Consider the following 26,615-nt stretch of genomic DNA (forward strand, 5'->3'; position numbering starts at 1 on the left):
ACCCGAGTTCTAGCAAAGGGAGCTGCACGTGCCTCACAAATCCTCTGCCAAGGCCACCACACCTACTGGCAATTCAGACTTCATTGTCGTCTCCAACCGTCTGCCGGTTGACCGCGTCATTAACGAAGGGTCCGACGACGGCTGGCGGCGTTCTCCTGGCGGGCTCGTCACCGCATTGGCTCCCGTCATGGCCGCCCGCGAGGGAGCCTGGGTGGGCTGGCATGGTGCCGCCGATGAAACCCTAGAGCCTTTCCACCACGACAACATGGACCTGTTCCCCGTTGCCCTCACGGCCGAGGAAGTCGAGCTGTACTACGAGGGTTTCTCCAACTCCACCCTGTGGCCGCTCTACCACGATGTCATTGCCACCCCCGAGTTCCACCGAACCTGGTGGGATTCCTATCAGCTGATCAACAAGCGGTTCGCCCACGCCGCAGCTGACGCCGCCGCCCACAACGCCACCGTGTGGGTTCAGGACTACCAGCTGCAGCTGGTCCCTCAATACCTGCGCGAATTGCGCCCGGACCTCCGCATCGGCTTCTTCAACCACATCCCCTTCCCCTCCCCGGAAATCTTCGCCCAAATGCCCTGGCGCAAACCCATCCTGGAGGGCCTGCTGGGCGCTGACCTCATTGGTTTCCAGCGCCCCAATGATTCCGCCAACTTCCTGCGCTCCGCCCGCCGCTTCCTCGGCGCCGGAGTCAAGGCCAAGCAGGTCCACGTCAAGGACGCCTCCGGGAAGATCACCCACATTGCCCGCGCCGAACCGTTCCCCATCTCCATCGACGTCAACCAAATCCAAACCCTGGCGCGGCGCCCCGACGTCATTGCCCGCTCCCAGCAGATTCGCGAAGAACTCGGCAACCCCACCACCTTGCTGCTGGGTGTAGACCGGCTCGATTACACCAAGGGCATCACGCACCGCCTAAAGGCCTACGGCGAACTGCTCGAAGACGGCGTGGTCACGGTTGAAGACGCCGCCCTCATTCAGGTGGCCAGCCCCAGCCGCGAGCGCGTGGAAACCTACAAGCAGCTCCGCGAGGATGTGGAGGGCATGGTTGGGCGCATCAACGGCCAGCACGACACCATTCAAAACACCGCCGTGCGCTACCTTCACCACAGCTACCCCGTGGAAGAGATGGTTGCCCTCTACCTCGCAGCGGACGTCATGCTGGTCACCGCTCTGCGCGACGGCATGAACCTGGTCGCCAAGGAATATGTTGCGGCCCGGGGCGATAACACCGGCGCCTTGGTCCTGAGCGAGTTCACCGGCGCCGCCGATCAGCTCAAGCAAGCGCTCCTCATCAATCCGCACGACATTGACGGCCTCAAGGCTGTCATCCTGCGCGCCATCAACTTGCCCAAGGCCGAATCCGCCCGCCGCATGCGTGCCATGCGCCGGCAAATCCTCGATCACGACGTCCAGCGCTGGAGCGAGGACTTCCTGTCCACCCTGGCGCAAAAGGCCGTCCGCGATGACAGCTGAGCTACCAGCAGCTCTTCACGCGGCGATCCTGCACGCTGCCGCCACACCTCACCTGCTCGTAGCACTGGACTTCGACGGCACCATGTCACCTTTGGTGGATCATGCCCAAGATGCCCGCCCGCTCCCCCGCTCGGCAGCATCCTTGGCTGCCTTGGCATCCCTGCCACGTACGACGACGGCCCTCGTCTCAGGGCGGGCCCTGGCCAGTTTGCGGCTGGTCGCCGCCCCTCCGGAACCGACACTCTTAGTGGGCAGCCACGGTGCCGAAACCTGGCTCGGACCAGACTCCCCGCCCTTGGAACTGACAGCGGAACAGGCGGCCGCGCTGGAACTGGCCCGCGCCGCCGTCACCCGAGTCACCTCCCTTATAAAGGGGACGGTTGTGGAGAACAAGCCAGCCGGCGTCGTACTTCACTACCGGCTGGCCGAAGAGCAAGACGCACGGGCCGCCGTCGAACTCGTCATGGACGAGCTCAACGAGAATCCCGCGCTGCACGTGAGCACGGGAAAAATGGTGCTGGAAATTTCGGCCGTCAAGGCCAACAAGGGCCAGAGCCTGACCCTGCTGCGCGAGCTCACCGGCGCCACGGCCACGCTCTTTGCCGGGGATGACGTCACGGACGAACACGCCTTTGCCGCGCTGCGCCCGGGCGATCTCGGCATCAAGGTGGGGCCGGGCGTTACGGCCGCCGAATTCCGCATTGGCGGCCCCGATGAGCTGCCGCAGGTACTGGAGCTGCTGCTGGCGGCCCGTACCACGAACCTGTCCCCGTAATGTGACCTTGACCATGCTCGGAATGTGTCATACTTCATATGTCGGTCCGTTCGCTGCCTAGGCAATGCGTGGACCGCTGATACACCAACCATTCACTTGAGGATCGTTCGGCACGTACCTGCCGATGAAGGGACTTATTACTGTGGCTACAGTAACTTTTGACAACGCGACACGCATCTACCCGGGCACCACGAAGCCCGCTGTTGACAAGCTCAACATTGACATCGCCGATGGCGAATTCCTCGTTCTAGTTGGACCTTCCGGTTGCGGTAAGTCCACCTCCTTGCGCATGCTCGCCGGCCTGGAAGATGTCAACGCCGGCCGCATCCTGATCGGCGACCGCGACGTCACTGACGTTCCGCCGAAGGACCGCGACATCGCCATGGTCTTCCAGAACTACGCGCTGTACCCGCACATGTCGGTTGCCGACAACATGGGCTTCGCCCTGAAGATCGCCGGCATCTCCAAGGAAGAGCGCGCCAAGCGTGTCCTGGAAGCCGCCAAGCTCCTCGACCTCGAGGCATACCTGGACCGCAAGCCGAAGGCACTCTCCGGTGGTCAGCGTCAGCGTGTTGCCATGGGCCGCGCCATCGTGCGTAACCCGCAGGTGTTCCTCATGGATGAGCCCCTCTCCAACTTGGATGCCAAGCTGCGTGTACAGACTCGTACGCAGATTGCATCCCTGACCCGCCGCCTGGGCGTCACCACGGTTTACGTGACACACGACCAGGTTGAGGCCATGACCATGGGTGACCGCGTTGCAGTCCTCAAGGACGGCCTCCTCATGCAGGTTGACACCCCGCGCAACCTCTACGATGCCCCGCAGAACGTGTTCGTTGCAGGCTTCATTGGCTCCCCCGCCATGAACCTGCTGGAACTGCCCGTTGTCGATGGCGGTGTGAAGTTCGGTGGATCAATTTACCCCGTACCTTCCGCCGTCCTCGGTGAAGCCGCAGGCAACACCGTCACCGTCGGTGTCCGTCCCGAAGACCTCGAGGTTGTTGGCGCCGGCGAAGGCCTGGCAGTAGAGGCCGACGTCGTCGAAGAATTGGGTGCCGACGCTTACGTTTACGGCCACGCCATCATCGACGGCGCAGAGCGCGACATGGTTGTCCGTGTCGACGGACGCCGCCCACCGATGAAGGGCGACACCATCCACGTCCGCCCGCAGGTTGGCCACGTGCACCTCTTCGACGCAACCTCCGGCTCGCGCCTGGGCGACAAGGCCATCTCGCGCGACTAGTCCCCAGCTCCTCCCAACTTTTGGATCGCTAGCGATCTAAAAGTTGGGTCCCTCGGAGCTGTGGGCCCAGACGCTTGGGTTCATTGCTCGGGCGCGTGGGCCCAACACTTGGGTTCACTTCTCAGACGCGTGGGCCCAACACTTCCGGATAGTTTTGCGCATGTGGGACCAGACGCTTGGGTTCGTTGCCTGCGCGAGCGGGCCCAAACTTCCGGGCTTGATGCCCGGCTGCGCGGGATCGCGTTTTGGTATTTAGAGCGCGGCTGCCTGTTGGACTTTCCAGCAGGCAGCCGCGCTTCACCTTTTAAGAGAGAATTTGAACCATGACTGAACATCCAGGCGCCAAGTGGAACCACGAGCCCACCGACTTTGACCAGCGCGGCAAGCTGCCGCGCATGAGCGCACCTCCGGCACCGGTCATGGGGTCGCTGAACATCACCGCGGCGGCCGCCGATCCCGGACTGCTGGACCTGCCCTGGCACATCCGCCTGGAGGAATGGCCGTCCGAGAACCTGGCCGCGCTCCCCCGCGGTATATCCCGTCACGTGGTCCGCTTTGCGCACCTGGACGGTTCGGTCATTGCCATCAAGGAAACCTCCGAACACGTGGCCCGCCACGAATACCACATGCTGCGCAAGCTGGCCCGGCTCGATGTGCCCTGCGTAGAGCCGGTCGCCGTTATCAGCGGCCGCACCACACCCAACGGCGAACCGCTGGACCCGGTACTGGTCACCCGGCACCTGAAGTTCTCCCTCCCGTACCGGGCCCTGTTCTCCCAGAAGCTGCGCCGCGACACCCTGACGCGTCTCATTGACGCCCAGGCACTGCTGCTGGTGCGGCTGCACCTGGTGGGCTTTTACTGGGGAGATGTTTCCCTCTCCAACACCTTGTTCCGCCGTGACGCGGGCGCCTTCGCCGCCTACTTGGTGGACGCCGAAACCGGTGAACTCTACCCGGACCTGTCCACGGGCCAACGCGAATACGATCTTGAGATCGCCCGCGTCAACATTGCCGGGGAACTCATGGATCTGCTTGAAGGCGGACTCATTGAGGAAAAAGTGGACCCCGTGGCCACCAGCGAACTCATCATGGAAAGCTACCGCCGCCTGTGGGCCGAGCTGACCGAGAAGGAATCGTTCGAGCTGGAGGACCGCTGGCGAGTCGGTGCCCGCATCCGTCGCCTGAACGAGCTCGGCTTCGATGTTGAGGAATACGCCATCAAGACCACCCCCGACGGCGCCACCATCCAGCTCCAGCCCAAGGTGGTCGACGCCGGACACCACCAGCGCAGGCTGCTGCGACTGACAGGCATTGACGCTCAGGAGAACCAGGCCCGGCGCCTGCTCAACGACATGGACTCCTTCCGCAACGACGTCACCCCTGCCAAGGATGAGGAGATCAGCGCGCACGAATGGGTCAGCTCCATCTTCGAACCCATCGTCCGCTCCATCCCGCGCGAGCTCGGCGGGAAGCTGGAACCGGCCGAGGTGGTGCACGAGGTCCTGGAGCATCGCTGGTTCCGCTCCCAGGATGAGGAACGCAACGTTCCGCTGGCCGAGGCAGTGCAGTCCTACGTGGACGACATTCTGCGCTTCCGCCGCGACGAAGACGCCATCATGCTCAGCACCGACACCGCAACCATCAAAATGCTAGAAAGCGGCGTGCTCCCCGAAACCGCTTTCGAAGACTAGCCCCACCGACCCTCCCTCACCGATTGGGGTGTTTTGGCCAACCCTCCCTCACCTTTTGGGCGTTTTCCCGAAACCCTCCCTCATCGATTGGGCACTTTCCCGAAACGCCCGTTCGCATGCAACGTTAGGAGTCGCCGCATGGCAGCTATTTCCAGGTTTGTGAGCATCGCCGATGTCCACGAGGGCGCCCAGTCTGAACAGGTTTCAGTCTCGGTGCTGTTTCAGGCTGAGCTCCACGACGGGCAGTCGGTCTTGCTGTTGGACGATCGCGGCTGGAACTCCAGCCAGCCATGGGCAGAGGCTAGTCAGGAAGAGATTGAGTCGACGGCACGAGTTGTGGTGGGCCCCGATGAACCGTACGGAGATCAGACCGCCACCGGCGCAGTCACAGCTTATTGGAACTACATTCAGAACATCCTGGCCCAAAATGGTGTGGAAATCAGCCCCGCCGTGCTGCCGGCAATTCCCCATGACGTGGTCCTCGGCCAGAGCATCATTGAACGTCTGGGCAGCAAGTACAGCGCATCTGAATGAACCGGCATGCCTGCCGCAAAGATCGTTTGCGCGGCATGCGCGCCCGCCGACAGAGCGTCCGGAAAATCCCCAATCGCTGATGGAGGGTTGCCCAAAACACCCCAAAAGATGAGGGAGCGTCCTACGGACGGGCGGGGATGGCCTTCCCCGGGTTGAGGATGCCCTGCGGGTCAAATAGCGCCTTGATGGAGCGCTGCAGATCCAGCACCTGCTCGGACTGTTCCAGCCCCAGCCAGCGCAGCTTGTACTGCCCAATCCCGTGTTCGCCAGTGATGGTGCCGCCCAGCTCAAGCGCCTTGTCGATGGACTCATCCAGCGCCGCATTCAGTGCGGCAATGCCGGTCGGCTCAAAGGTAGGCACAGAGAATGTGGGGTGCAGATTGCCGTCGCCGGCATGCGCGATGACCGCCAGGTCCACACCGTGCCGCACCGCCATCTCCTCCAGCGCCGTAATGTAATGCACCAGCTGCGAGCGCGGCACGGCCACATCCTCACCCACCCGATTCTCGGCGTCCACGTCCAACCCCCGGTTGTTGCGGCGCAGCTCCACCAGCCATTGCGCCTCCTGCGGGTCTTCCCTGCTGACAGTGCCGCCAATCTTTTCAAGTTCGACGGCGGCCACCGCCTCTTCCGCCTCGGCCGCCAATCCGTCGAATTGGATCAGCAGCAGCGCCGTCCTCTTAACGCGAGATTGCTGCCATTACGGCGGTCCAGTTCCGTAAGCGAGGGCCCGTCCAGTAGTTCCAGGATGCAGGGCTGCACACGGGCCGCGCCGAGAGCCAGCACGCCGGCTGCGGCCTGCTGCACGGAGGGGAAGAATACGGCGAGGGTACGCACAATAGTGGGCAGGTACTTCAGTCGCACGGTGGCGCCCACGACAATGCCCAGAGTGCCCTCCGATCCAACAAAAAGACTGGTGAGGTCGTAACCGGCAACTCCCTTGAACGTCCGGTGACCGGTATGAATCAAGGAACCGTCGGCCAAAACCACATCAAGGGCCAACACAGCATCGCGTGTGACTCCGTACTTGGCGCAGCGCAGCCCACCAGCGTTCGTGGCGATGTTCCCGCCAATCGTGGAAATCTTGAAACTGGCCGGATCCGGGGCAAACATCAGCCCATGAACTGCCACGGCTGTGTTGAGGTCACCGTTGATGACGCCGGGTTCAACGCGGGCAATCTCATCGGCTGGGTTGATCTCCAGGATCTGGTTCATGCGCGTCAGGTTCAGCACCACGCACCCGGCAGTGGCGTGTGCCCCGCCCGACACCCCGGTACCGGCTCCCCTGGTCACCAATGGAACGCCGAATGCAGCGGCCGCACGCACAACTGACTGCACGTCAGCGACCGATTCCGCCCACACCACCGCCAACGGTAGCTGGTAGTCGGTGACAGGCCCTTGGTCAATGGCAAAGGTCGTCAGATCCGCGTCGGCAACACTGACCTGGTCCTCCCGCAAGAACTTCAGCAGCTCAGACATGAAGCCAGCCGCCATCGGCTCCTTTTCCCTACTCATATCCGCAGCCTCTCAGGCAGGAGCCGTGACTCCGGCCAGTCGCCACACAAAAGCCCCGGGCCATCGAGCTGCAACTTCTCTTCGGTGGCACCGAACTCGGCCGTGGCGAACGCCGGCGCCAAAGTCAAGGCCTGCGCGTCCACAGCGGAGAGCCCCAACTCAGCCACCGGGAACAACGCTGGCGCGCGCGTGGCCAAAACCAGCAACGACTCCTCCGGCGACTCGCGCACAAAAGCCAGCACATCGCCGTCGGCCATCAACCACCGCATCCCGCCGTCAGCCACCGCCGGGCTGGTGTGCCGCAACTCCGTCAGCGCGGCGTAGGCAGAACGCAGATCCGTGACCACACGCGACGGCGATTCCCACGGCATGGGCGTGCGCGAATCCTCGCCATTCCACCCCTCCATACCAAACTCATCGCCGGCAAAAACCACCGCGATCCCCGGCACCAGCATGGACAGCGCGGCGGCAACCAGCGGCCCGCCCTCAATCATGACGCTCGCAGCCCGTGCCGTGTCATGGGTGTTCAGTGCGTTCATGGTCGCCTTGCGCACGGGCCAGGAAAACGCGCTGGAAAGGTCCTTATAGGTCTCAAGCACGACGTCGGCCGTCACCTTGGGCGGGCCAGCCAGCGGGGTGCCGAAAAAGTCCACGCGCGCGGCCGGGTTGCCCAGCCACTGCCACAAGGGGCGGGTGAAGTTGGAGTACGTCATGGCGCCCTGCCAGCCGAAACCGTCCACATCGGCGCCGGCATCGGAGGTTTCCTCGCCCAGGAGCAGCGCGTTGGGGTTGATCTCCAGGATGCGATCCTGGATGAGCGCGGCTACTTCCTTGTTGATGTTCTGGGCGCCCAAGCGGCCAGTCATATTACCCACGTCAATGCGCCAGCCATCCAGATTAAACGGGGGTTTGAGCCAGTGCGCCACCACGGAATCTTCACCGGTGACGAAGGCTTCGCGCAAAGCCTCAGAGGCCCAGTTCAGCTTGGGCAGCGACGGCACGCCCCACCAAGACTCGTACTCGGTGCGGTCCTCGTTGAAGTAGTAGAAGCCGGCTTCCACACTGTTCGGGTCGGCCGCAGCGCGCTGGAACCATTCGTGGGCATCGCCGGTGTGGTTGGAAGTCAGATCCCCCATGACCTTCATGCCGCGGGCGTGCGCTGCCTCGACCAGCCGGATGAGCGCCGCATCCCCGCCGAGCAGCGGATCCACTTCCATGAACGTTGAGGCGTCATAGCGGTGATTGGAACGTGCGGGGAAGAACGGTGTCAGGTAGACGATGTCCGCACCCAGAGCCGCCAGCTCATCAAGTTTTTCGGTAACGCCATCCAGATCGCCCCCATAGAACTGCCGGGCCACATCGGGACCACTGCCCTGCACGGGGGTGTCCCAATCGCAGGCCACGCCCCACTCCGGAGTGGCCCGCCCATCCGCCGCGGCGGAGCGGGCAAAGCGGTCCGGGAACACCTGGTACATGACGGCATCGTGCGACCACGCCGGAGCAGCCTTGGCGGTGGTCACCCGGAAATCGTTGTAATCGGAGGTGTCCCGGTTGTGCAGGCCCGCATTGTTCAGGAACGAATAGCTGGGACCGTCGTCCTCGCTGGCCGCCGTCTCAATGACAAAGCGGTACAGGGCCACGGGATTCACATGCAACATGGTGGCTTCCCACCACACCCAACCGGCTGACTCCCCCACCACGGTGGCTTCGTCATAGCGCGGCTCGGCGTCCTGCACACTACGGACCCACACACGCGAGGCCGTCCCCCAGTCCTGAGGGACGCGCAGCCGCAGGGTCACACGTTCGCCAAGTTCCGGCGTCGAACTTCCCAGATAGAGAGCCGAACCATCGTGGTGCGGTTGATTGCCTGCCATGTTTACCCCTTTACTCCACCTTGAACCAAACCACTCACAATGTACCGCTGCAGGAACAAGAACAGCGCCATGACAGGCACGGCGGCCAAGACTGCGCCCGCGGAGAAGATGCCCCAGTTCTTCGAACGGGTGTCAGCCACGAAGGAATAGAGGCCGACGGCGAGCGTCTGGGAGTCCGGATCGGTCAGCACCACGGAGGCGATCACGAACTCGCTAGAGATGCTGATGAAGGACAGTAGCGCCACCACGGCCAGGATGGGGGTGACCAGCCGCAAAATGATGCCGAAGAAGATCTGCACATGGGAGGCGCCGTCGATCTTGGCAGCCTCATCGAGCTCCTGCGGAATCGTGTTGAAGAAGCCGTACATGAGGTAGGTGTTCACGCCCAGCGCACCGCCCAGGTAGACCATGATCAGGCCCAGCTGGCTGCCCAGACCCAACGCCGGGATGACGTCGGAGATGCCGCTGAGCAACAAGAAAATTGCGACGACGGCCAATAGTTGGGGGAACATCTGCAGCAGGAGCAGCGAAAGTAGGCCCATGCGGCGGCCTTTGAAGCGCATACGTGAGAACGCGTAAGCGGCCATGGCGCCCAGGAATACGGTGGCTGCCGAGGTCACCACGCCAATGACCAGGGTGTTGATGAACCAGCGGCCAAAGGGACGGGCCGGATCATTGAACAGATTGATGAAGTTGACGAAGTCGATCTTGGTGAACAGACCCTTGGTGCCGGCCAGCGTACCGTTGGAGTTCAAAGCTGCCGAGAGGACGTAGAGCAGCGGGAAGATGGCGAAGAGGGTAACCACTACGCCCACCAGATGGCGCCAGCCCTTGTCCTTGAACCAGACGCCGAAGGGTCGGCGCTTGACGGCAAAGAGCTCGGTGGGGGTCTCTGGTGTGGGCCGAACGGGAACGGTGGTGGTGCTCATCGGTTCACTTCCTCAAGTGCTTTGGTCTGCTTGAAGCTCACGGCGGAAACAGTGGCCACAATGATGAAGATGACAATGGCCAAGGCGCTGGCCAAGCCGTAATCACGGCCCGTTCCCTGCCCGAACGCCACCTTGTACACGAGCGTGATCAGGATGTCTGTGGAGCCGATGTCGCGGGTGGTGTCCTCGAAGCGGGGTCCGCCACCTGTCAGCATGTAGATGACGTTGAAGTTGTTGAAGTTGAACGCGAAGGAGGCAATCAACAACGGTGCAATCGAGACCAGCAGCAGCGGCAATTTGATGGAGCGGAACACTCGCCACGCGCCGGCACCGTCCATGCGTGCAGCCTCATCCAGCTCGGCGGGCAACGATTGCAAGGCGCCGGTGCAGACCAGGAACATATACGGGAAGCCTAGCCAGAGGTTCACCACCAGGACGCTGATCTTGGCCAGGATGGGGTCCGTGAGCCAGCCGATCTCTGCCCCGCCTAGCAACGTTTGGTTTAGCCAGCCGAATTGCGGGTTGAGGATACCGGACCACACCAGGCCGGAGAGGAATGCCGGGAACGCGTACGGCAAGATCATCAGCACCCGGTAGATCTTCTTGCCGCGCAGATCATCCCTGTTGAAGGTGATGGCCAGGAACAAGCCCAAGCCGAAGGTCAGGATCACGGAGGCGATGGCGAACATGAACGTCCAGGCGATCACGTTCAGCAGCGGTGCCCGCAGATTGGGATCGGTGAAGGCCCGGACAAAGTTGTCGAAGCCAACGTTGATCTTCCAACCGGTGGCCAGCCGTTCGCCGTCCGCGGAGGCGAAGGCGCCTTCGCCGTTGTCAGTAAAGGTGGTGCCGGTTTCGACGTCGGTGAAGGTGTCGGTGGCTTTGTCGAAGACCATGCTGGGTTTGAACGCGTAAGCCGTGCTGCCGTCGGCGGTGCGCAGGCTGCCTTGGGCGGCATCCTCGGACACGGGGACGGAGATGCTCAGGATGTCATTCTGGTTGGCCACGATTTGGGCGAAGTTCAAGGTGTCATAGCCGGGAACGGACACGGCCTTGCCGGTGCCATCGAGCGTTGCGTCGGTGACAGTTGAGAGTGGCCGGGTGGAGGAGCCCATGGTGACGGTGCCGTCAGGGTTGGTGAAGAGCAGGAACAGCTCATCGTTTTGTTTCAGCACAGATGTCTTAAATGAGGGGGAATCCGGCACGCGCTTTTGCGCCGTGATTTGGATGGCTGAGATGGCATCGGCTTTGGTGCTGTTATGCCCGTCGCCGTAGTTGGTGAAAGCGATGTAGCCGGAATACAGCACCACAAACACTTGGAAAACCACCAAGAAGAACACGCCCGGCGCCAAGTACTTGGCGGGCAGTCCGCCCTTGCGCAGGTAAATCCAGTTGATCAGCAGCGTGACTACGGCGGCGATGACCAAAATGGTCCAGGACTCACTCAGGAACAGCGTGATCATCACGAACACCGCAAAGGCATCGACCAGACCCAACAGCACCACCTTGACCATGGTGGACTTCAGCGATTCCACGCCGTGGCTGCGCTTGGGTAGGCCCGGCTTCCCTGAGCCATTCTTCGTTGCAGGGCCATCGGGAGAATTGGTGCCGCTTTTCACCCGTGGTACGGGTCCGGCGTCGTTGGTTGATTCTGGAACTCGCATCACGTGGCTATCCTCTTGCAGTGCTTCACAGGCGACGATACGGTGCGTGGCGCCCAGCCGTGTGGCCGGGCACCACGCACCTCTACTTACTGGTCTTACAGGTACTACTGGCGGTGCAGATCTTGCTCGAACGTGCGCTTACGCGCCGATCTTGGACTTGATGGTCTCAGCCATCTTGGGCCAGTCAGTTGCCGGATCGCCCTTGCCCTTGATCATGTCCAACTCGGTAGCGCCCCAGTCGTTCCAGACGGCATCCATTTCGGGGATTGCGGGCATGGGCACGCCGTTGTCGCCAATCTTGCCGAAGGCCGCAACGATGGGATCCGAGGAAGCCTTTTCGAAGGACGCGGTCAACGCCGGAGGACGCCCGCCAGCCGTGAACATGGAGTCCTGGGCGGCCTCTGTGGTCAGGTAGTTGGTGACGAACTCGGTGGTGGCCAGGGCATTGGCGCTCTTGGCGCTGATGAAGAAGCCGTTGACGCCGACGAACGGCTGCGCGGGTTTGTCTCCTGCGGTGGGCAGCGGGTCAACGGCGACCTTGATGCCAGCCTTCTGCAGATCCGGGACATTCCACGGGCCGGTGAGGAAGTACGGGCTCTTGCCGTTCTTGAACTCTTCCTTGGCAATGTCGCCGGTGATGTTGGAGTTGAGTACCTTGGAACCGGTATCTCCCCATTCCACGAGCTTCTTGGCAAATTCGACGCCGGCCGGCTCACCTAGGATGAGCTGCTTGGGATCGTAGCCGCCGTCTGCGTCCAGGCCGAAGACGGCCGAACCCATGGAGGTCTGTAGCGGGTAGAGGTGATAGGGATCGCCCTGCTTGGGATCCAGACCCACCAGGAACGCGTACTGGGCCTTGCCGGAATCGACAACACCCTTACCTGCGGCGATGACCTCGTCGAAGGTGGTGACTGCGGCCGGCAGCAAGTCCGTGTTGCGCAGCAAAGCAATGTTTTCTACTGAGTACGGGACACCGTAAGTGGAGCCGTTGAAGGTCATGGCCTTGATGGAGGTCTTGGAGAACGCGGAGGTCTTATCACCGAGCTCAACCGGTGCGATCACACCGTTCTGGACGAACTTGCCTACCCAGTCATGCGGGCCAACAATCAAATCCGGGCCCTTGCCGGTGGGAACCTGGGTGATGAAGTCATCGCGCACTGCGGCGAAGTCCTTGATGACGAGCTTTACTTCAATGCCGGTATCGGCCTTGAACTTCGCTGCAATGTCCTTCAGCGCCGGTGAGCGCTCAGCGTCAACCCACATGGTGATGGTGGTGGCTCCGCCAGCCGCCAAATCCGAGGTGGTGGGCGATGCGGAGGTGGTGGGCTTGGTATCGCCGCCGCAGGCACTGAGCGCGAGTGCGCCCACTGCCGACAACGCGCCAACGGCAAAGACGCGACGACTGACGGGGGTGGCACTGGTATTTGGCAACTTCATTGGTGTCCCTTTCTTGAGCCCAGCGCCTCAGTGGAGGAGCATCCGGGCAAAAATCACATAAGTGGCCTACCTCACAAAGCGTAAGCAATCTCAAACATACATGAAAGCGGTTCCAAAATGAAAGTCCTGTTCCGCCAATTTTTCAGCTGATCCGAAAATTCCCTCCATTCCAGGGGACCTTGAGATACTGGAGACAACCCGCCAGCTCACGTCTTTCCAGTCTTTTTGGCTCAACTCGAACCACTTCACAGCATTTGGCAACAGTTTTGAGAACGTTTACATTTTGCCTCCGACTCTCTAAGGTTGTACCCATGTCTGTCACCTCATCGGAACTCCGCGCCTCCTCGGCCACCCTTGCGCCGGCCGCCCTTGTGCCCGCTGCCTCTGCCTCTGCCTCAGCGCCTTCTACGGTCTCCACGCCCGCCACTGCCTCGCTTGCTGGCGCCCTGACGCCGATCCATGCGGCAGCGCCCCAGGGTGCACAGCATTGGTCTGCCGACTCCGTGATTTACCAGATCTACCCGCGGTCCTTCCGCGACAGCAACGGCGACGGCGTTGGAGACTTGGCAGGCATCACGCTCGAGTTGGGTCAGCTCGCACAGTTGGGCGTGGACGCCGTGTGGCTCTCACCGTTCTTCCGCTCCCCGCAGCGCGACGCCGGCTACGACGTTTCTGACTACCGCCAGGTGGATCCGCTCTTTGGCACGCTGGCGGACTTCGACCACATGGTGGAAACAGCCACGGGGCTGAACTTGCGCGTCATTATCGATCTGGTCCCCAACCACTGCTCCGATCAGCATCAGCTCTTCCAAACGGCACTCGCGGGTGCCCCCGGCAGCAACGAGCGGGACGTGTTCATCTTCCGCGATGGCAAGGGACCTGACGGCGCCTTGCCGCCGAACAACTGGCAGTCGCACTTTGGTGGCCCCGCCTGGACACGCATCACTGAGGCCAATGGTGACGCCGGTCAGTGGTTCTTGCACCTGTTCGATTCCACGCAGCCCGACTTCAACTGGGACAACCCCGCTGTCCACGCAGAATTCGAGCAAACCTTGCGATTCTGGCTCGATCGCGGCGTGCACGGCTTCCGCGTGGACGTAGCCCACGCCCTTGTCAAAGCCGCCGGCCTGCCCGATTGGGGCGGCACTGCCTGGGGCGGCAGCTCCGAGGGTTTCCCCGGACATCTGGCTCCCATGTTCGGCCAGCCTGCCCTGCACGACATCTACCGCCGCTGGCGCGAAGTCCTCGCCGAGTACGGCCCGGAGCGAATCCTGTGCGCCGAGGCGAACGTGGATCCGCTGGAACGCATGGCCGATTGGGTACGCCCGGACCAAATGCACCAAGCCTTCAACTTCCCCTACCTGGCCACCGGGTTCTCCGCTCCCGCCTTGCGCAACGTGGTCGAAGAATCCCTGCGGGCTTTTGATGCCGTCGGTGCCCCCAGCACGTGGGTGCTCTCTAATCACGATGTGGTCCGGCACGCCACCCGCTTCGGGTACGACGGCGGTAGCCCTCGCGACGGCGATGGCGTTGGCGCCAATGACGAACAGCCCAACGCCGCTCTGGGCCGCCAACGTGCGGCTGCGGCGTCGTTGTTCATGCTGGCGCTGCCCGGCGCATGCTACCTCTACCAAGGCGAAGAACTGGGCCTCCCGGACCACACCACGCTGCCGAATGACGCGCGCCAAGATCCCACCTTTGCCCGCACCGGCGGCGAACGGATTGGTCGCGACGGCTGTCGAGTGCCGCTCCCCTGGGTGGCTGGCAGCCCCGCTGCCGGCTTCAGTGACGGCGCTGGCACAGGCGCTGCTGGCACCAAAATAGACGGCGCTACCCCGGCTGCACCGTGGCTCCCCCAACCCTTGGACTGGTCAAGTTACGCCCGTGATTCTCAAGCCAACGATCCGGCGTCGCACTTGTCCTTGTACCGCAAGGCGCTAGCGCTGCGGCGTGAACTCCAGCTGGGCACAGGATCGCTGCAATGGGCTGAAGAATACTGCTCGGAGGACTCCCTGGCGTTCCTGAACGGATCCACCTTGGTGCTCATCAACACCGGCAATGAACCCCTGCGATTGCCCGCTGGAACCGTCATCGCGCGGTCCCTACCTAACCTCGGCGACAACGCTGAACTAGAATCGTCCGAGGCTATTTGGCTAGAACTGTGACGCAAGGACTGAGGGGCAAAAAAGTGGCGGGCATCAAAGAGGTTGCGGAACTTTCCGGGCTGTCGATCGCCACGGTGTCGCGCGCTTTGGGCGGCAAAGGGAGCGTCTCTGCAAAGAGCCGCAAACTGGCCCAGGACGCGGCCGCGGAGCTAGGCTTCGTGTTGTCGTACGCCGCCTCCAGTCTGGCCTCTGGCCGTAATCACAACATTGGGATCGTAGTTCCCGGCGTCAACCGCTGGTTCTATTCTTCGGTGATCGACGGCGCCGCCGCGGTCCTGCTCGAGGCCGGTTACGATCTCACGCTCTACACCACCAGCCAAAATGAGAGTCACCGCGCCACCATCTTGACCGATTTCCTCCTGCGAAAGAGGCTCGACGCCGTTATCGCCGTTTCGCTGGAGCTCACCGAGTCTGAGGTAAGCCAGCTGTTGGCGATTCACCGCCCCGTGTTGGGGATCGGTGGGCCGCTGCCTGGTGCCGACAGCCTTCGCGTCAATGACTTTGAATTGGCCAAACGGGCTACCGATCACCTGATCGGGCTCGGCCACACCCGGATCGCGCATATTGGCGGCGATCATGAGTATGACTCTGACTTCAAATTGCCCGGGACAAGGCGAAGCGGATATCAGATGGCCATGGAGCAGGCTCAGCTGCCTACTTCGGAGGCCTGGCAGCGGAGGTCCGACTTTACCGTCCAGGGCGCTTACGTCACCGCCCGCGCCCTGCTGGCTGATGGTCTGTTGCGGCCCACTGCAGTCTTCGCTGCTTCCGACGAAATGGCCATCGGCACCATCCTCGCCGCCAGAGACTTTGGCCTGCGGGTTCCGGAAGAATTGTCGGTGATTGGCATTGACGGGCACGAGCTAGGCGAAGTCTTTGGGCTTACTACCTTTGATCAGAAACCTCGTGAACAGGGGGCCCTCGCTGCGCGCCGCATCTTGGCCCGGCTGGATCAGTCCTCTCAGGACGCCGCTGTGGCGTACCAGCCGGTGGCAGAAGAGTTTCCTACCGAGTTGGTAGTGCGTAGGAGTACTGCGGTGCCGGTGGTGGGGTAGCTGCTGCTGGGGTGAGCAGAGCGGCTTTAAATGGCTCTCCGTGGTTCGTGGTGAATTCTGGTTTCGTGTCCTTGAACAAAGGTGGCTCGTAGCCCTGTTGTGATGGATGTTCTGACGCATTCATCGATGACAGGACTACGAGCCTTGAATGAGCTTACTTTGGTGCACCCTGATGCTGCCACCACGATATTCAATCTGGACGACTACCGTGTCCTAGAAACCCAGACGCTGAGTTTTGGCCAACGCAGGATCCATATTGAAAGCACCGTTGAATCCGGGTGCCCAGGATGCGGCGTCATCAGCACCCGTCGCCATTCCGGCCGGCAACAACGCGTCCGCGATATCCCTGTGGCTGGTCCGGTGGAAGTTGTCTGGGCCAAGCGCCGGCTGTTTTGCGACGAGTCATTGTGCCCGCGCAAAACGTTCTTTGAAGCCACGATAGAGGTCCCGGCCAGGTCACGTACTACGAGCCGGCTCCGTAGCGCTCTCGTGCGAGCAGTCATTGACTCTGGCCGCGCCGCAACGGAAACCGCCACCGCTCACGGCGTCTCCTGGTGGTTGGTGCAAAAGGCGCTGAACTTGGCTGCAACGAAGCTTCCCAGCGTGGATCTGCTGCGCCCGCGGATGCTGGGGATCGATGAACACCGTTTCCGGTCCGTCCGTTTCTTCAAGGACCCGGAAACTAAGCTATGGCAGCGGATTGAACCGTGGATGACCACGATTGTTGACCTAGATACGAGCCAGATCCTTGGCGTTGTTGACGGCCGTGACCACACAGGAGTCGGAGCATGGCTGATCAAACGCCCCCTGGAGTGGCGGCTCGGAGTTCAAGTCGTCGCCATTGATCCCTCAGCAGCATTCCGCAAAGCCTTGAGGATGTGGCTACCCCGAACCGCCGTTTCTGTTGACCATTTCCACTTGATCCAGCTGGCGAATCAGGCCCTGACCGAGGTCCGCCAGCAACTCTCCCATCAGGTGCGGGGTCGTCGTGGCCGGGCTGTGGATCCGGCGTGGGCGCACCGGATGCTGCTCCTACGCGCCGGCGATTCACTTTCCGATCAGGCCCGGGCCCGGTTGGAGAAAGTCTTCGCCACCGACGATCCGACCGGGAAACTCAAGGCAGCGTGGGATGTGAAGGAACAAGTGCGGACACTGCTGCGTACCGGCTCCTTGGAAGACGCCGAACTAGCCAAGGAAGACCTCGAGCGGCTGGTGAAGGAATCAAAGCAGCCCGAGACGACCAGGCTGTGGCGGACCATCTGCCGCTGGTGGAAAGAGATCGAGGTCCTCATCGTCACCGGTGCCACTACAGGAAAAGTCGAAGCCAACAACACCAGCATCAAACACATCAAGAGGACCGGGCGTGGCTTCGTCAATAGCACCAACTACACAACTCGTATTATGCTCAGGAGCGCCGCCCGAACAGCGGTGAATCATCCATGACAACAATGGAATTCACCACGAACCGCGGAGAGCCCTTTAAATAGTGGTGGCCACCTTGGGTGGGGGTGGCCTTGAATAGTGGTGTTGGGGGTGTTGTGGTTGTGGTGTTAAATGTGGGGAGGCCCCACACCAGTGTTGGTGTGGGGCCTCGACCCTTTTTTACGTGTTGTCCGGCGGTGTCCTACTCTCCCACATCCTCACGAATGCAGTACCATCGGCGCTGTGGGTCTTAGCTTCCGGGTTCGGAATGGGACCGGGCGTTTCCCCCACGCTATGACCACCGTAACTCGTTCCCCAGTTCCAGTTTCCTGGTTGGGTGGCTTGTTGGGTGCTCTTGGAGCAACAGTATTTTATTATACAGGCTCTTCGTGTTTCTCTTTTCACCAGGAACTGGTGGGTAGAGTCACAGTAAAGGAACCTGTTTTTTTTGGTTTCAACTTAACAAATCCTTGATGGGTTTGTTGGTTGGGAACCACATAGTGAACGCGAGCATACTCATGTCATATAAGAGTGTGTGTGGTGTAAGTTATCGGCCTATTAGTACCGGTCAGCTTCACGAGTCTTTAGTCCTCGCTTCCACATCCGGCCTATCAACCCAGTGGTCTGCTGGGGGCCTCTCACACGTTTAGGTGTATGGAAATCTCATCTTGAAGCGGGCTTCCCGCTTAGATGCTTTCAGCGGTTATCCCATCCGAACGTAGCTAATCAGCGATGCACTTGGCAGTACAACTGACACACCAGAGGTTCGTCCGTCCCGGTCCTCTCGTACTAAGGACAGACCTTCTCAAATTTCCTGCGCGCGCAGCGGATAGGGACCGAACTGTCTCACGACGTTCTAAACCCAGCTCGCGTACCGCTTTAATGGGCGAACAGCCCAACCCTTGGGACCTACTCCAGCCCCAGGATGCGACGAGCCGACATCGAGGTGCCAAACCATGCCGTCGATATGGACTCTTGGGCAAGATCAGCCTGTTATCCCGAGGTACCTTTTATCCGTTGAGCGACGGCCATTCCACAATGTGCCGCCGGATCACTAGTCCCGACTTTCGTCCCTGCTCGAGGTGTCCCTCTCACAGTCAAGCTCCCTTGTGCACTTACACTCGAAACCTGATTGCCAACCAGGCTGAGGGAACCTTTGGGCGCCTCCGTTACTTTTTAGGAGGCAACCGCCCCAGTTAAACTACCCATCAGGCACTGTCCCTGACCCGGATTACGGGCCGAAGTTAGATGTCCAAAGTGACCAGAGTGGTATTTCAACGATGACTCCACAACAACTAGCGTTGTCGCTTCACAGTCTCCCACCTATCCTACACAAGCCACTCCGAACACCAATACCAAACTATAGTAAAGGTCTCGGGGTCTTTCCGTCCTGCTGCGCGTAACGAGCATCTTTACTCGTACTGCAATTTCGCCGAGTTTATGGTTGAGACAGCGGGGAAGTCGTTACTCCATTCGTGCAGGTCGGAACTTACCCGACAAGGAATTTCGCTACCTTAGGATGGTTATAGTTACCACCGCCGTTTACTGGGGCTTAAATTCTCAGCTTCGCTCAACAAGTTGAGCTAACCGGTCCTCTTAACCTTCCAGCACCGGGCAGGAGTCAGTCCATATACATCGTCTTGCGACTTCGCATGGACCTGTGTTTTAGTAAACAGTCGCTTCCCCTGGTCTCTGCGGCCCACACACGCTCACGGACAGCTAGTGTCCTTCACATGGCAGGCCCCCCTTCTCCCGAAGTTACGGGGGCATTTTGCCGAGTCCTTAACCATAATTCTCTCGATCGCCTTAGTATTCTCTACCTGATCACCTGTGTCGGTTTGGGGTACGGGCGGTTTGAACCTCACGTCGATGCTTTTCTAGGCAGCATAGGATCACCGAATTCCCCATGCGGGGGTCCCATCAGATCTCAGAATCGTCATTGAAGACAACACAACGGATTTGCCTATCGTGTTTCCTACGTCCTTAGACCGGGACTACCATCGCCCGGCTCGGCTACCTTCCTGCGTCACACCTGTTAATACGTTTACATCCCCAACTCAGGTCCCACGCTCCCCACACACCCTGGTCCCGAAGGACACTCAATGGTGGTTTGGGTGGTTAGTATTATTGGTTCAATAGGGGCGGTTCTTCACCGGTACGGGAATATCAACCCGTTGTCCATCGACTACGCCTGTCGGCCTCGCCTTAGGTCCCGACTTACCCAGGGCAGATTAGCTTGACCCTGGAACCCTTGATCATTCGGCGGACGGGTTTCTCACCCGTCTTTCGCTACTCATGCCTGCATTCTCACTCGTGTAGGCTCCACCGCTAGTTCACACTGCGACTTCAATGCCTACACGACGCTCCCCTACCACTCCAAACCCCTGAACCAAAGGACGAACCTACTGGCTAGGGCAATGTTTGAAATCCACAACTTCGGCGGTGTACTTGAGCCCCGCTACATTGTCGGCGCGGAATCACTTGACCAGTGAGCTATTACGCACTCTTTTAAGGATGGCTGCTTCTAAGCCAACCTCCTGGTTGTCTAAGCAATCCCACATCCTTTCCCACTTAGCACACGCTTAGGGGCCTTAGTTGGTGGTCTGGGCTGTTTCCCTCTCGACTATGAAGCTTATCCCCCACAGTCTCACTGCTACGCTCTGACTTACCGGCATTCGGAGTTTGGCTGACGTCAGTACCTTGTAGGGCCCATTAGCCATCCAGTAGCTCTACCTCCAGTAAGAAACACGCAACGCTGCACCTAAATGCATTTCGGGGAGAACCAGCTATCACGAAGTTTGATTGGCCTTTCACCCCTACCCACAGCTCATCCCCTCCATTTTCAACTGAAGTGGGTTCGGTCCTCCACGCGCTCTTACACGCGCTTCAACCTGGCCATGGGTAGATCACTTCGCTTCGGGTCTAGATCACGCCACTAAACTCGCCCTATTCAGACTCGCTTTCGCTACGGCTTCCCCACACGGGTTAACCTCGCGACGTAACACTAACTCGCAGGCTCATTCTTCAAAAGGCACGCCATCACAAGAACAACTACACCCAAAGGTGCACGCTTGCTCTGACGGATTGTAAGCACACGGTTTCAGGTACTATTTCACTCCCCTCCCGGGTACTTTTCACCTTTCCCTCACGGTACTTGTCCGCTATCGGTCATTAGGTAGTATTTAGGCTTATCAGGTGGTCCTGACAGATTCACACGGGATTTCTCGGGCCCCGTGCTACTTGGATACTTTCCAGGGAGTGCACTGCATTTCAGTTACGGGACTCTCACCCTCTACGGTCGGCCATTCAAAACCGTTCACCTATACATGCACCATTCCCCTCACTGATCCGGCAGAATCAGAACGGTAAGTCCCACAACCCCGCACCATGCAACGCCCGCCGGCTATCACACATGACACGGTTTAGCCTGATCCGCGTTCGCTCGCCACTACTAACGGAATCACTATTGTTTTCTCTTCCTGTGGGTACTGAGATGTTTCACTTCCCCACGTTCCCTCCACACACCCTATATATTCAGGTGCAGGTCACCACCTCGACTTACACCGGGTAGCGGGGTTCCCCCATTCGGACACCCTCGGATCAAAGTTTGGTTATCAACTCCCCGAGGCTTATCGCAGATTCCTACGTCCTTCTTCGGCTCCTAATGCCAAGGCATTCACCGTGTGCCCTTAAAAACTTGACCACACACAAGCGGGTCAAACACAACACAACACCCACAAAGAGGCCCTGCATCATGATTATGTATCTTGATTATCGAAGAACCATGAAAACATCAACCACACCCAAAAGGTGCAGCATCAGATCCAGGTTCATTCATTTTCTCAAAGAAATTGCTTTCTTATAAAAGATGCTCGCGTTCACTATGTAGTTCTCAAACAACAACCCCACCACACACATCCCCACCAACAAACACCAAAGTGTCTTTCGTCAGTAAGTCCGTCATGTGCAGGAAACCAGGCACAACACAACTCCAACCGAAGGAAGGAACGTTGTTGTTCCAGGACCCAACAGTGTGCCAAACACCACCCACCACAACACAACAACCCTTGATGACTTTTCCTCCCACCCAAAGGGACGGTGTACTCGATTCAGATCGCCATGTACCAGCAGGCACCTATTTTATTGATATTCCACCCTTGAGCAACTCACCCAGAAACATGCGTTCTGGCAATGAGTCTTTACTCCTCACACCACCAATACGTCTCCATGCGGAGCCGATCGCGGCGTTTGGTGCTCCTTAGAAAGGAGGTGATCCAGCCGCACCTTCCGGTACGGCTACCTTGTTACGACTTAGTCCCAATCGCCAGTCCCACCTTCGACAGCTCCTCCCCACAAGGGGGTTAGGCCACCGGCTTCGGGTGTTACCAACTTTCGTGACTTGACGGGCGGTGTGTACAAGGCCCGGGAACGTATTCACCGCAGCGTTGCTGATCTGCGATTACTAGCGACTCCGACTTCATGGGGTCGAGTTGCAGACCCCAATCCGAACTGAGACCGGCTTTTTGGGATTAGCTCCACCTCACAGTATCGCAACCCATTGTACCGGCCATTGTAGCATGCGTGAAGCCCAAGACATAAGGGGCATGATGATTTGACGTCGTCCTCACCTTCCTCCGAGTTGACCCCGGCAGTCTCCTATGAGTCCCCACCATTACGTGCTGGCAACATAGAACGAGGGTTGCGCTCGTTGCGGGACTTAACCCAACATCTCACGACACGAGCTGACGACAACCATGCACCACCTGTAAACCGACCGCAAGCGGGGCACCTGTTTCCAGGTATTTCCAGTTCATGTCAAGCCTTGGTAAGGTTCTTCGCGTTGCATCGAATTAATCCGCATGCTCCGCCGCTTGTGCGGGCCCCCGTCAATTCCTTGAGTTTTAGCCTTGCGGCCGTACTCCCCAGCGGGGCACTTAATGCGTTAGCTACGGCGCGGAAAACGTGGAATGTCCCCCACACTAGTGCCCAACGTTTACGGCATGGACTACCAGGGTATCTAATCCTGTTCGCTCCCCATGCTTTCGCTCCTCAGCGTCAGTTAATGCCCAGAGACCTGCCTTCGCCATCGGTGTTCCTCCTGATATCTGCGCATTTCACCGCTACACCAGGAATTCCAGTCTCCCCTACATCACTCTAGTCTGCCCGTACCCACCGCAGATCCGGAGTTGAGCCCCGGACTTTCACGGCAGACGCGACAAACCGCCTACGAGCTCTTTACGCCCAATAATTCCGGATAACGCTTGCGCCCTACGTATTACCGCGGCTGCTGGCACGTAGTTAGCCGGCGCTTCTTCTGCAAGTACCCTCAACCACACAACGTGTGGCCTTGTTCCCTACTGAAAGAGGTTTACAACCCGAAGGCCGTCATCCCTCACGCGGCGTCGCTGCATCAGGCTTTCGCCCATTGTGCAATATTCCCCACTGCTGCCTCCCGTAGGAGTCTGGGCCGTGTCTCAGTCCCAGTGTGGCCGGTCACCCTCTCAGGCCGGCTACCCGTCGTCGCCTTGGTGAGCCATTACCTCACCAACAAGCTGATAGGCCGCGAGTCCATCCAAAACCAATAAATCTTTCAACTAAACCCCATGCGAGGTAAAGTCAATATCCAGTATTAGACCCCGTTTCCAAGGCTTATCCCAGAGTTAAGGGCAGGTTACTCACGTGTTACTCACCCGTTCGCCACTAATCCCCCGCAAGCGGGTTCATCGTTCGACTTGCATGTGTTAAGCACGCCGCCAGCGTTCATCCTGAGCCAGGATCAAACTCTCCGTTAATAACTAAACAGACACACACAATCACACCGGAAAAAGGTAATGAAAGCATGCACTAAATTCGAAACCAGCTAAACGATCATGCATCACCACAGGGGCGGCAACACACAACCAAATAACCAATTCAATATAAATAAATTGGTATCAATAAAACTTGGCACACTATTGAGTTCTCAAACAACAACTGCATTCGAGTACTTACTAATCAATATTTCATCATTAGTTTTCATCGTTGCGATATCCATACTTTATTTCATTTGTATTCATTTTGTCCACTCCGCACCATGTGCGGCTGGTCACTCCATGAATTCCATAAACCCTTATTTCTCATCATTATTTAGAACTCAAAAGAGTCATCAAAATCAATGAATTATTTAGGTTGGATACCTGCGAGATGGGAGACTATGAAACTTTGCTTCTTTCGAAGCGGCTCAACCTTGCGCAAGCAACAGATAGTAACAATACACAGATACTCGCCCCCACGCAAATCCAGGACGGGCACCCCCACCACCAACGCCAGCGGCCCCGTCATAGCCACGGCACAGCCACCCCTTTAAACCCCGCAGTACCGCCGCTTTCAACCCACCACCACCAAGACCCACACACCTAGCGACGAGAACCAACACGCCCGCACTCCCCCGCACCAGGAACGAACCAGAGAACGATCAAGCCATGGCAACAAGCAACCCCAGCACCTGAATAACCATCACCTAGCCGGCCGGCATTGCTGACTTCCACTAAAGAAAACATCCACTAAAGAATGAGGTGGCATGCCACACGGAGAAAATCATCCACCCCTAAAGAGGAATTCCACCCTCACTCCACACACCATGAGGCCCGATACCTGCCAACTACCCACTACCCTCTACCCACTGGTCACTGGTCACTGGTCACTGGGCCGATTCTTGCCGCCCACTCATCGCAGTACCTCCAGCAGAGGAACATCCTGGTATGAACAGAACTACGGATTCCACGCCGCTGTACTCCACAGATCCGCCCCGAGCGTCCTGGCCGGCCACCCTGTTGCTTGTGTAGCTTGAACCCACAGACAACCAAGAAGTACGACGCTCCTTAGCACCCATGACAGCACGGCCTCCACCACGGACTTTAAACAGCAATGGCCACCTAGGCGGGGTGGCCATCAACGGTGTTGCTCGAAAGAGCCATCACCCGGGTCTGCTTCGGCACAGGCGGTGCCGGTGGTGGGGTAGCTGCTGCTGGGGTGAGCAGAGCGGCTTTAAATAGTGGTGGCCACCTTGGGTGGGGGTGGCCTTGAATAGTGGTGTTGGGGGTGTTGTGGTTGTGGTGTTAAATGTGGGGAGGCCCCACACCAGTGTTGGTGTGGGGCCTCGACCCTTTTTTTTACGTGTTGTCCGGCGGTGTCCTACTCTCCCACATCCTCACGAATGCAGTACCATCGGCGCTGTGGGTCTTAGCTTCCGGGTTCGGAATGGGACCGGGCGTTTCCCCCACGCTATGACCACCGTAACTCGTTCCCCAGTTCCAGTTTCCTGGTTGGGTGGCTTGTTGGGTGCTCTTGGAGCAACAGTATTTTATTATACAGGCTCTTCGTGTTTCTCTTTTCACAGGAACTGGTGGGTAGAGTCACAGTAAAGGAACCTGTTTTTTTTGGTTTCAACTTAACAAATCCTTGATGGGTTTTGTTGGGAACCACATAGTGAACGCGAGCATACTCATGTCATATAAGAGTGTGTGTGGTGTAAGTTATCGGCCTATTAGTACCGGTCAGCTTCACGAGTCTTTAGTCCTCGCTTCCACATCCGGCCTATCAACCCAGTGGTCTGCTGGGGGCCTCTCACACGTTTAGGTGTATGGAAATCTCATCTTGAAGCGGGCTTCCCGCTTAGATGCTTTCAGCGGTTATCCCATCCGAACGTAGCTAATCAGCGATGCACTTGGCAGTACAACTGACACACCAGAGGTTCGTCCGTCCCGGTCCTCTCGTACTAAGGACAGACCTTCTCAAATTTCCTGCGCGCGCAGCGGATAGGGACCGAACTGTCTCACGACGTTCTAAACCCAGCTCGCGTACCGCTTTAATGGGCGAACAGCCCAACCCTTGGGACCTACTCCAGCCCCAGGATGCGACGAGCCGACATCGAGGTGCCAAACCATGCCGTCGATATGGACTCTTGGGCAAGATCAGCCTGTTATCCCCGAGGTACCTTTTATCCGTTGAGCGACGGCCATTCCACAATGTGCCGCCGGATCACTAGTCCCGACTTTCGTCCCTGCTCGAGGTGTCCCCTCTCACAGTCAAGCTCCCTTGTGCACTTACACTCGAAACCTGATTGCCAACCAGGCTGAGGGAACCTTTGGGCGCCTCCGTTACTTTTTAGGAGGCAACCGCCCCAGTTAAACTACCCATCAGGCACTGTCCCTGACCCGGATTACGGGCCGAAGTTAGATGTCCAAAGTGACCAGAGTGGTATTTCAACGATGACTCCACAACAACTAGCGTTGTCGCTTCACAGTCTCCCACCTATCCTACACAAGCCACTCCGAACACCAATACCAAACTATAGTAAAGGTCTCGGGGTCTTTCCGTCCTGCTGCGCGTAACGAGCATCTTTACTCGTACTGCAATTTCGCCGAGTTTATGGTTGAGACAGCGGGGAAGTCGTTACTCCATTCGTGCAGGTCGGAACTTACCCGACAAGGAATTTCGCTACCTTAGGATGGTTATAGTTACCACCGCCGTTTACTGGGGCTTAAATTCTCAGCTTCGCTCAACAAGTTGAGCTAACCGGTCCTCTTAACCTTCCAGCACCGGGCAGGAGTCAGTCCATATACATCGTTGCGACTTCGCATGGACCTGTGTTTTTAGTAAACAGTCGCTTCCCCCTGGTCTCTGCGGCCCACACACGCTCACGGACAGCTAGTGTCCTTCACATGGCAGGCCCCCCTTCTCCCGAAGTTACGGGGCATTTTGCCGAGTTCCTTAACCATAATTCTCTCGATCGCCTTAGTATTCTCTACCTGATCACCTGTGTCGGTTTGGGGTACGGGCGGTTT

At 59.0% G+C, this 26,615-nt stretch carries 12 protein-coding genes, 4 rRNA genes, 1 pseudogene and 1 other annotated feature; of the genes and pseudogenes, 8 read left to right on the forward strand and 9 right to left on the reverse strand.

Going from position 1 to position 26,615, the window contains the following annotated elements; all coding sequences use genetic code 11:
• The first annotated feature begins 28 nt into the window (after positions 1-28).
• The 5 genes from AS189_RS19020 (at position 29) to AS189_RS19040 (ending at position 5,729) form a co-directional block, all read left to right on the forward strand.
• The gene (locus AS189_RS19020) at positions 29-1,486 is read left to right on the forward strand and encodes an alpha,alpha-trehalose-phosphate synthase (UDP-forming) (RefSeq protein ID WP_082634449.1); all 1,458 of its coding nucleotides are present in this window, start codon (positions 29-31) and stop codon (positions 1,484-1,486) included.
• The gene (gene otsB / locus AS189_RS19025; RefSeq protein ID WP_062292614.1) at positions 1,476-2,261 is read left to right on the forward strand and encodes a trehalose-phosphatase; all 786 of its coding nucleotides are present in this window, start codon (positions 1,476-1,478) and stop codon (positions 2,259-2,261) included. The genes AS189_RS19020 and otsB overlap by 11 nt, the downstream gene beginning before the upstream one ends.
• Before the next feature lie 142 nt (positions 2,262-2,403).
• Positions 2,404-3,504: an ABC transporter ATP-binding protein gene (locus AS189_RS19030; protein WP_062294080.1), complete on the forward strand. Its 1,101-nt coding sequence runs from the start codon at positions 2,404-2,406 to the stop codon at positions 3,502-3,504.
• Between the two features lie 323 nt (positions 3,505-3,827).
• Entirely contained in the window at positions 3,828-5,195 is a 1,368-nt protein-coding gene (locus AS189_RS19035) for a DUF4032 domain-containing protein (protein WP_062292617.1), read from the forward strand.
• Between the two features lie 138 nt (positions 5,196-5,333).
• Complete coding sequence (locus AS189_RS19040) at positions 5,334-5,729, forward strand: hypothetical protein (protein WP_062292620.1); 396 nt, start codon at positions 5,334-5,336, stop codon at positions 5,727-5,729.
• 121 nt (positions 5,730-5,850) lie between these two features.
• Here the strand turns inward: AS189_RS19040 and AS189_RS19045 are convergent.
• The 5 genes and pseudogenes from AS189_RS19045 to AS189_RS19065 form a co-directional block, all read right to left on the reverse strand.
• A pseudogene (locus tag AS189_RS19045) lies at positions 5,851-7,223 on the reverse strand (FAD-binding oxidoreductase).
• Between the two features lie 17 nt (positions 7,224-7,240).
• On the reverse strand, positions 7,241-9,118 hold the full coding sequence (locus AS189_RS19050) for a glycoside hydrolase family 13 protein (RefSeq protein WP_062292624.1): 1,878 nt from the start codon (positions 9,116-9,118) through the stop codon (positions 7,241-7,243).
• A 2-nt stretch (positions 9,119-9,120) separates the two neighbouring features.
• Positions 9,121-10,047, reverse strand: a complete 927-nt coding sequence (locus tag AS189_RS19055; protein ID WP_062292627.1) for a sugar ABC transporter permease — start codon at positions 10,045-10,047, stop codon at positions 9,121-9,123.
• Positions 10,044-11,711: an ABC transporter permease subunit gene (locus AS189_RS19060; protein ID WP_082634450.1), complete on the reverse strand. Its 1,668-nt coding sequence runs from the start codon at positions 11,709-11,711 to the stop codon at positions 10,044-10,046. The genes AS189_RS19055 and AS189_RS19060 overlap by 4 nt, the downstream gene beginning before the upstream one ends.
• Positions 11,712-11,849: 138 nt before the next feature.
• Positions 11,850-13,148 (reverse strand): sugar ABC transporter substrate-binding protein, encoded by a 1,299-nt coding sequence (locus AS189_RS19065; protein ID WP_062292630.1) that lies wholly within the window; start codon positions 13,146-13,148, stop codon positions 11,850-11,852.
• A gap of 311 nt (positions 13,149-13,459) precedes the next feature.
• Between AS189_RS19065 and AS189_RS19070 the strand changes: the two genes are divergently transcribed.
• The 3 genes from AS189_RS19070 (at position 13,460) to AS189_RS19080 (ending at position 17,811) form a co-directional block, all read left to right on the forward strand.
• Positions 13,460-15,313 carry a glycoside hydrolase family 13 protein gene (locus AS189_RS19070; RefSeq protein WP_082634451.1) on the forward strand — a complete coding sequence of 618 codons (1,854 nt, stop codon included), beginning with the start codon at positions 13,460-13,462 and terminating at the stop codon, positions 15,311-15,313.
• Positions 15,314-15,336: 23 nt separating this feature from the next.
• Positions 15,337-16,368 (forward strand): LacI family DNA-binding transcriptional regulator, encoded by a 1,032-nt coding sequence (locus tag AS189_RS19075; protein ID WP_062292633.1) that lies wholly within the window; start codon positions 15,337-15,339, stop codon positions 16,366-16,368.
• A gap of 144 nt (positions 16,369-16,512) precedes the next feature.
• On the forward strand, positions 16,513-17,811 hold the full coding sequence (locus tag AS189_RS19080) for an ISL3 family transposase (RefSeq protein WP_062293345.1): 1,299 nt from the start codon (positions 16,513-16,515) through the stop codon (positions 17,809-17,811).
• 168 nt (positions 17,812-17,979) lie between these two features.
• Here AS189_RS19080 and rrf (AS189_RS19085) read toward each other — a convergent pair.
• From rrf (AS189_RS19085) to rrf (AS189_RS19100), 4 genes are all read right to left on the reverse strand, one after another.
• Positions 17,980-18,096: ribosomal RNA gene (gene rrf / locus AS189_RS19085) — 5S ribosomal RNA — on the reverse strand.
• A gap of 231 nt (positions 18,097-18,327) precedes the next feature.
• Positions 18,328-21,493, reverse strand: a 23S ribosomal RNA gene (locus AS189_RS19090).
• Positions 21,494-22,052: 559 nt separating this feature from the next.
• A 16S ribosomal RNA gene (locus AS189_RS19095) occupies positions 22,053-23,582 on the reverse strand.
• 1,368 nt (positions 23,583-24,950) lie between these two features.
• A 5S ribosomal RNA gene (rrf, locus tag AS189_RS19100) occupies positions 24,951-25,067 on the reverse strand.
• Together the 16S, 23S and 5S rRNA genes form the textbook arrangement of a ribosomal RNA operon.
• Positions 25,068-25,294: 227 nt before the next feature.
• Positions 25,295-26,615: a sequence feature (23S ribosomal RNA rRNA prediction is too short), on the reverse strand.

Origin of the sequence: Arthrobacter alpinus, from assembly GCF_001445575.1 — a bacterium.
Classification (GTDB): Bacteria; Actinomycetota; Actinomycetes; order Actinomycetales; family Micrococcaceae; genus Specibacter; species Specibacter alpinus_C.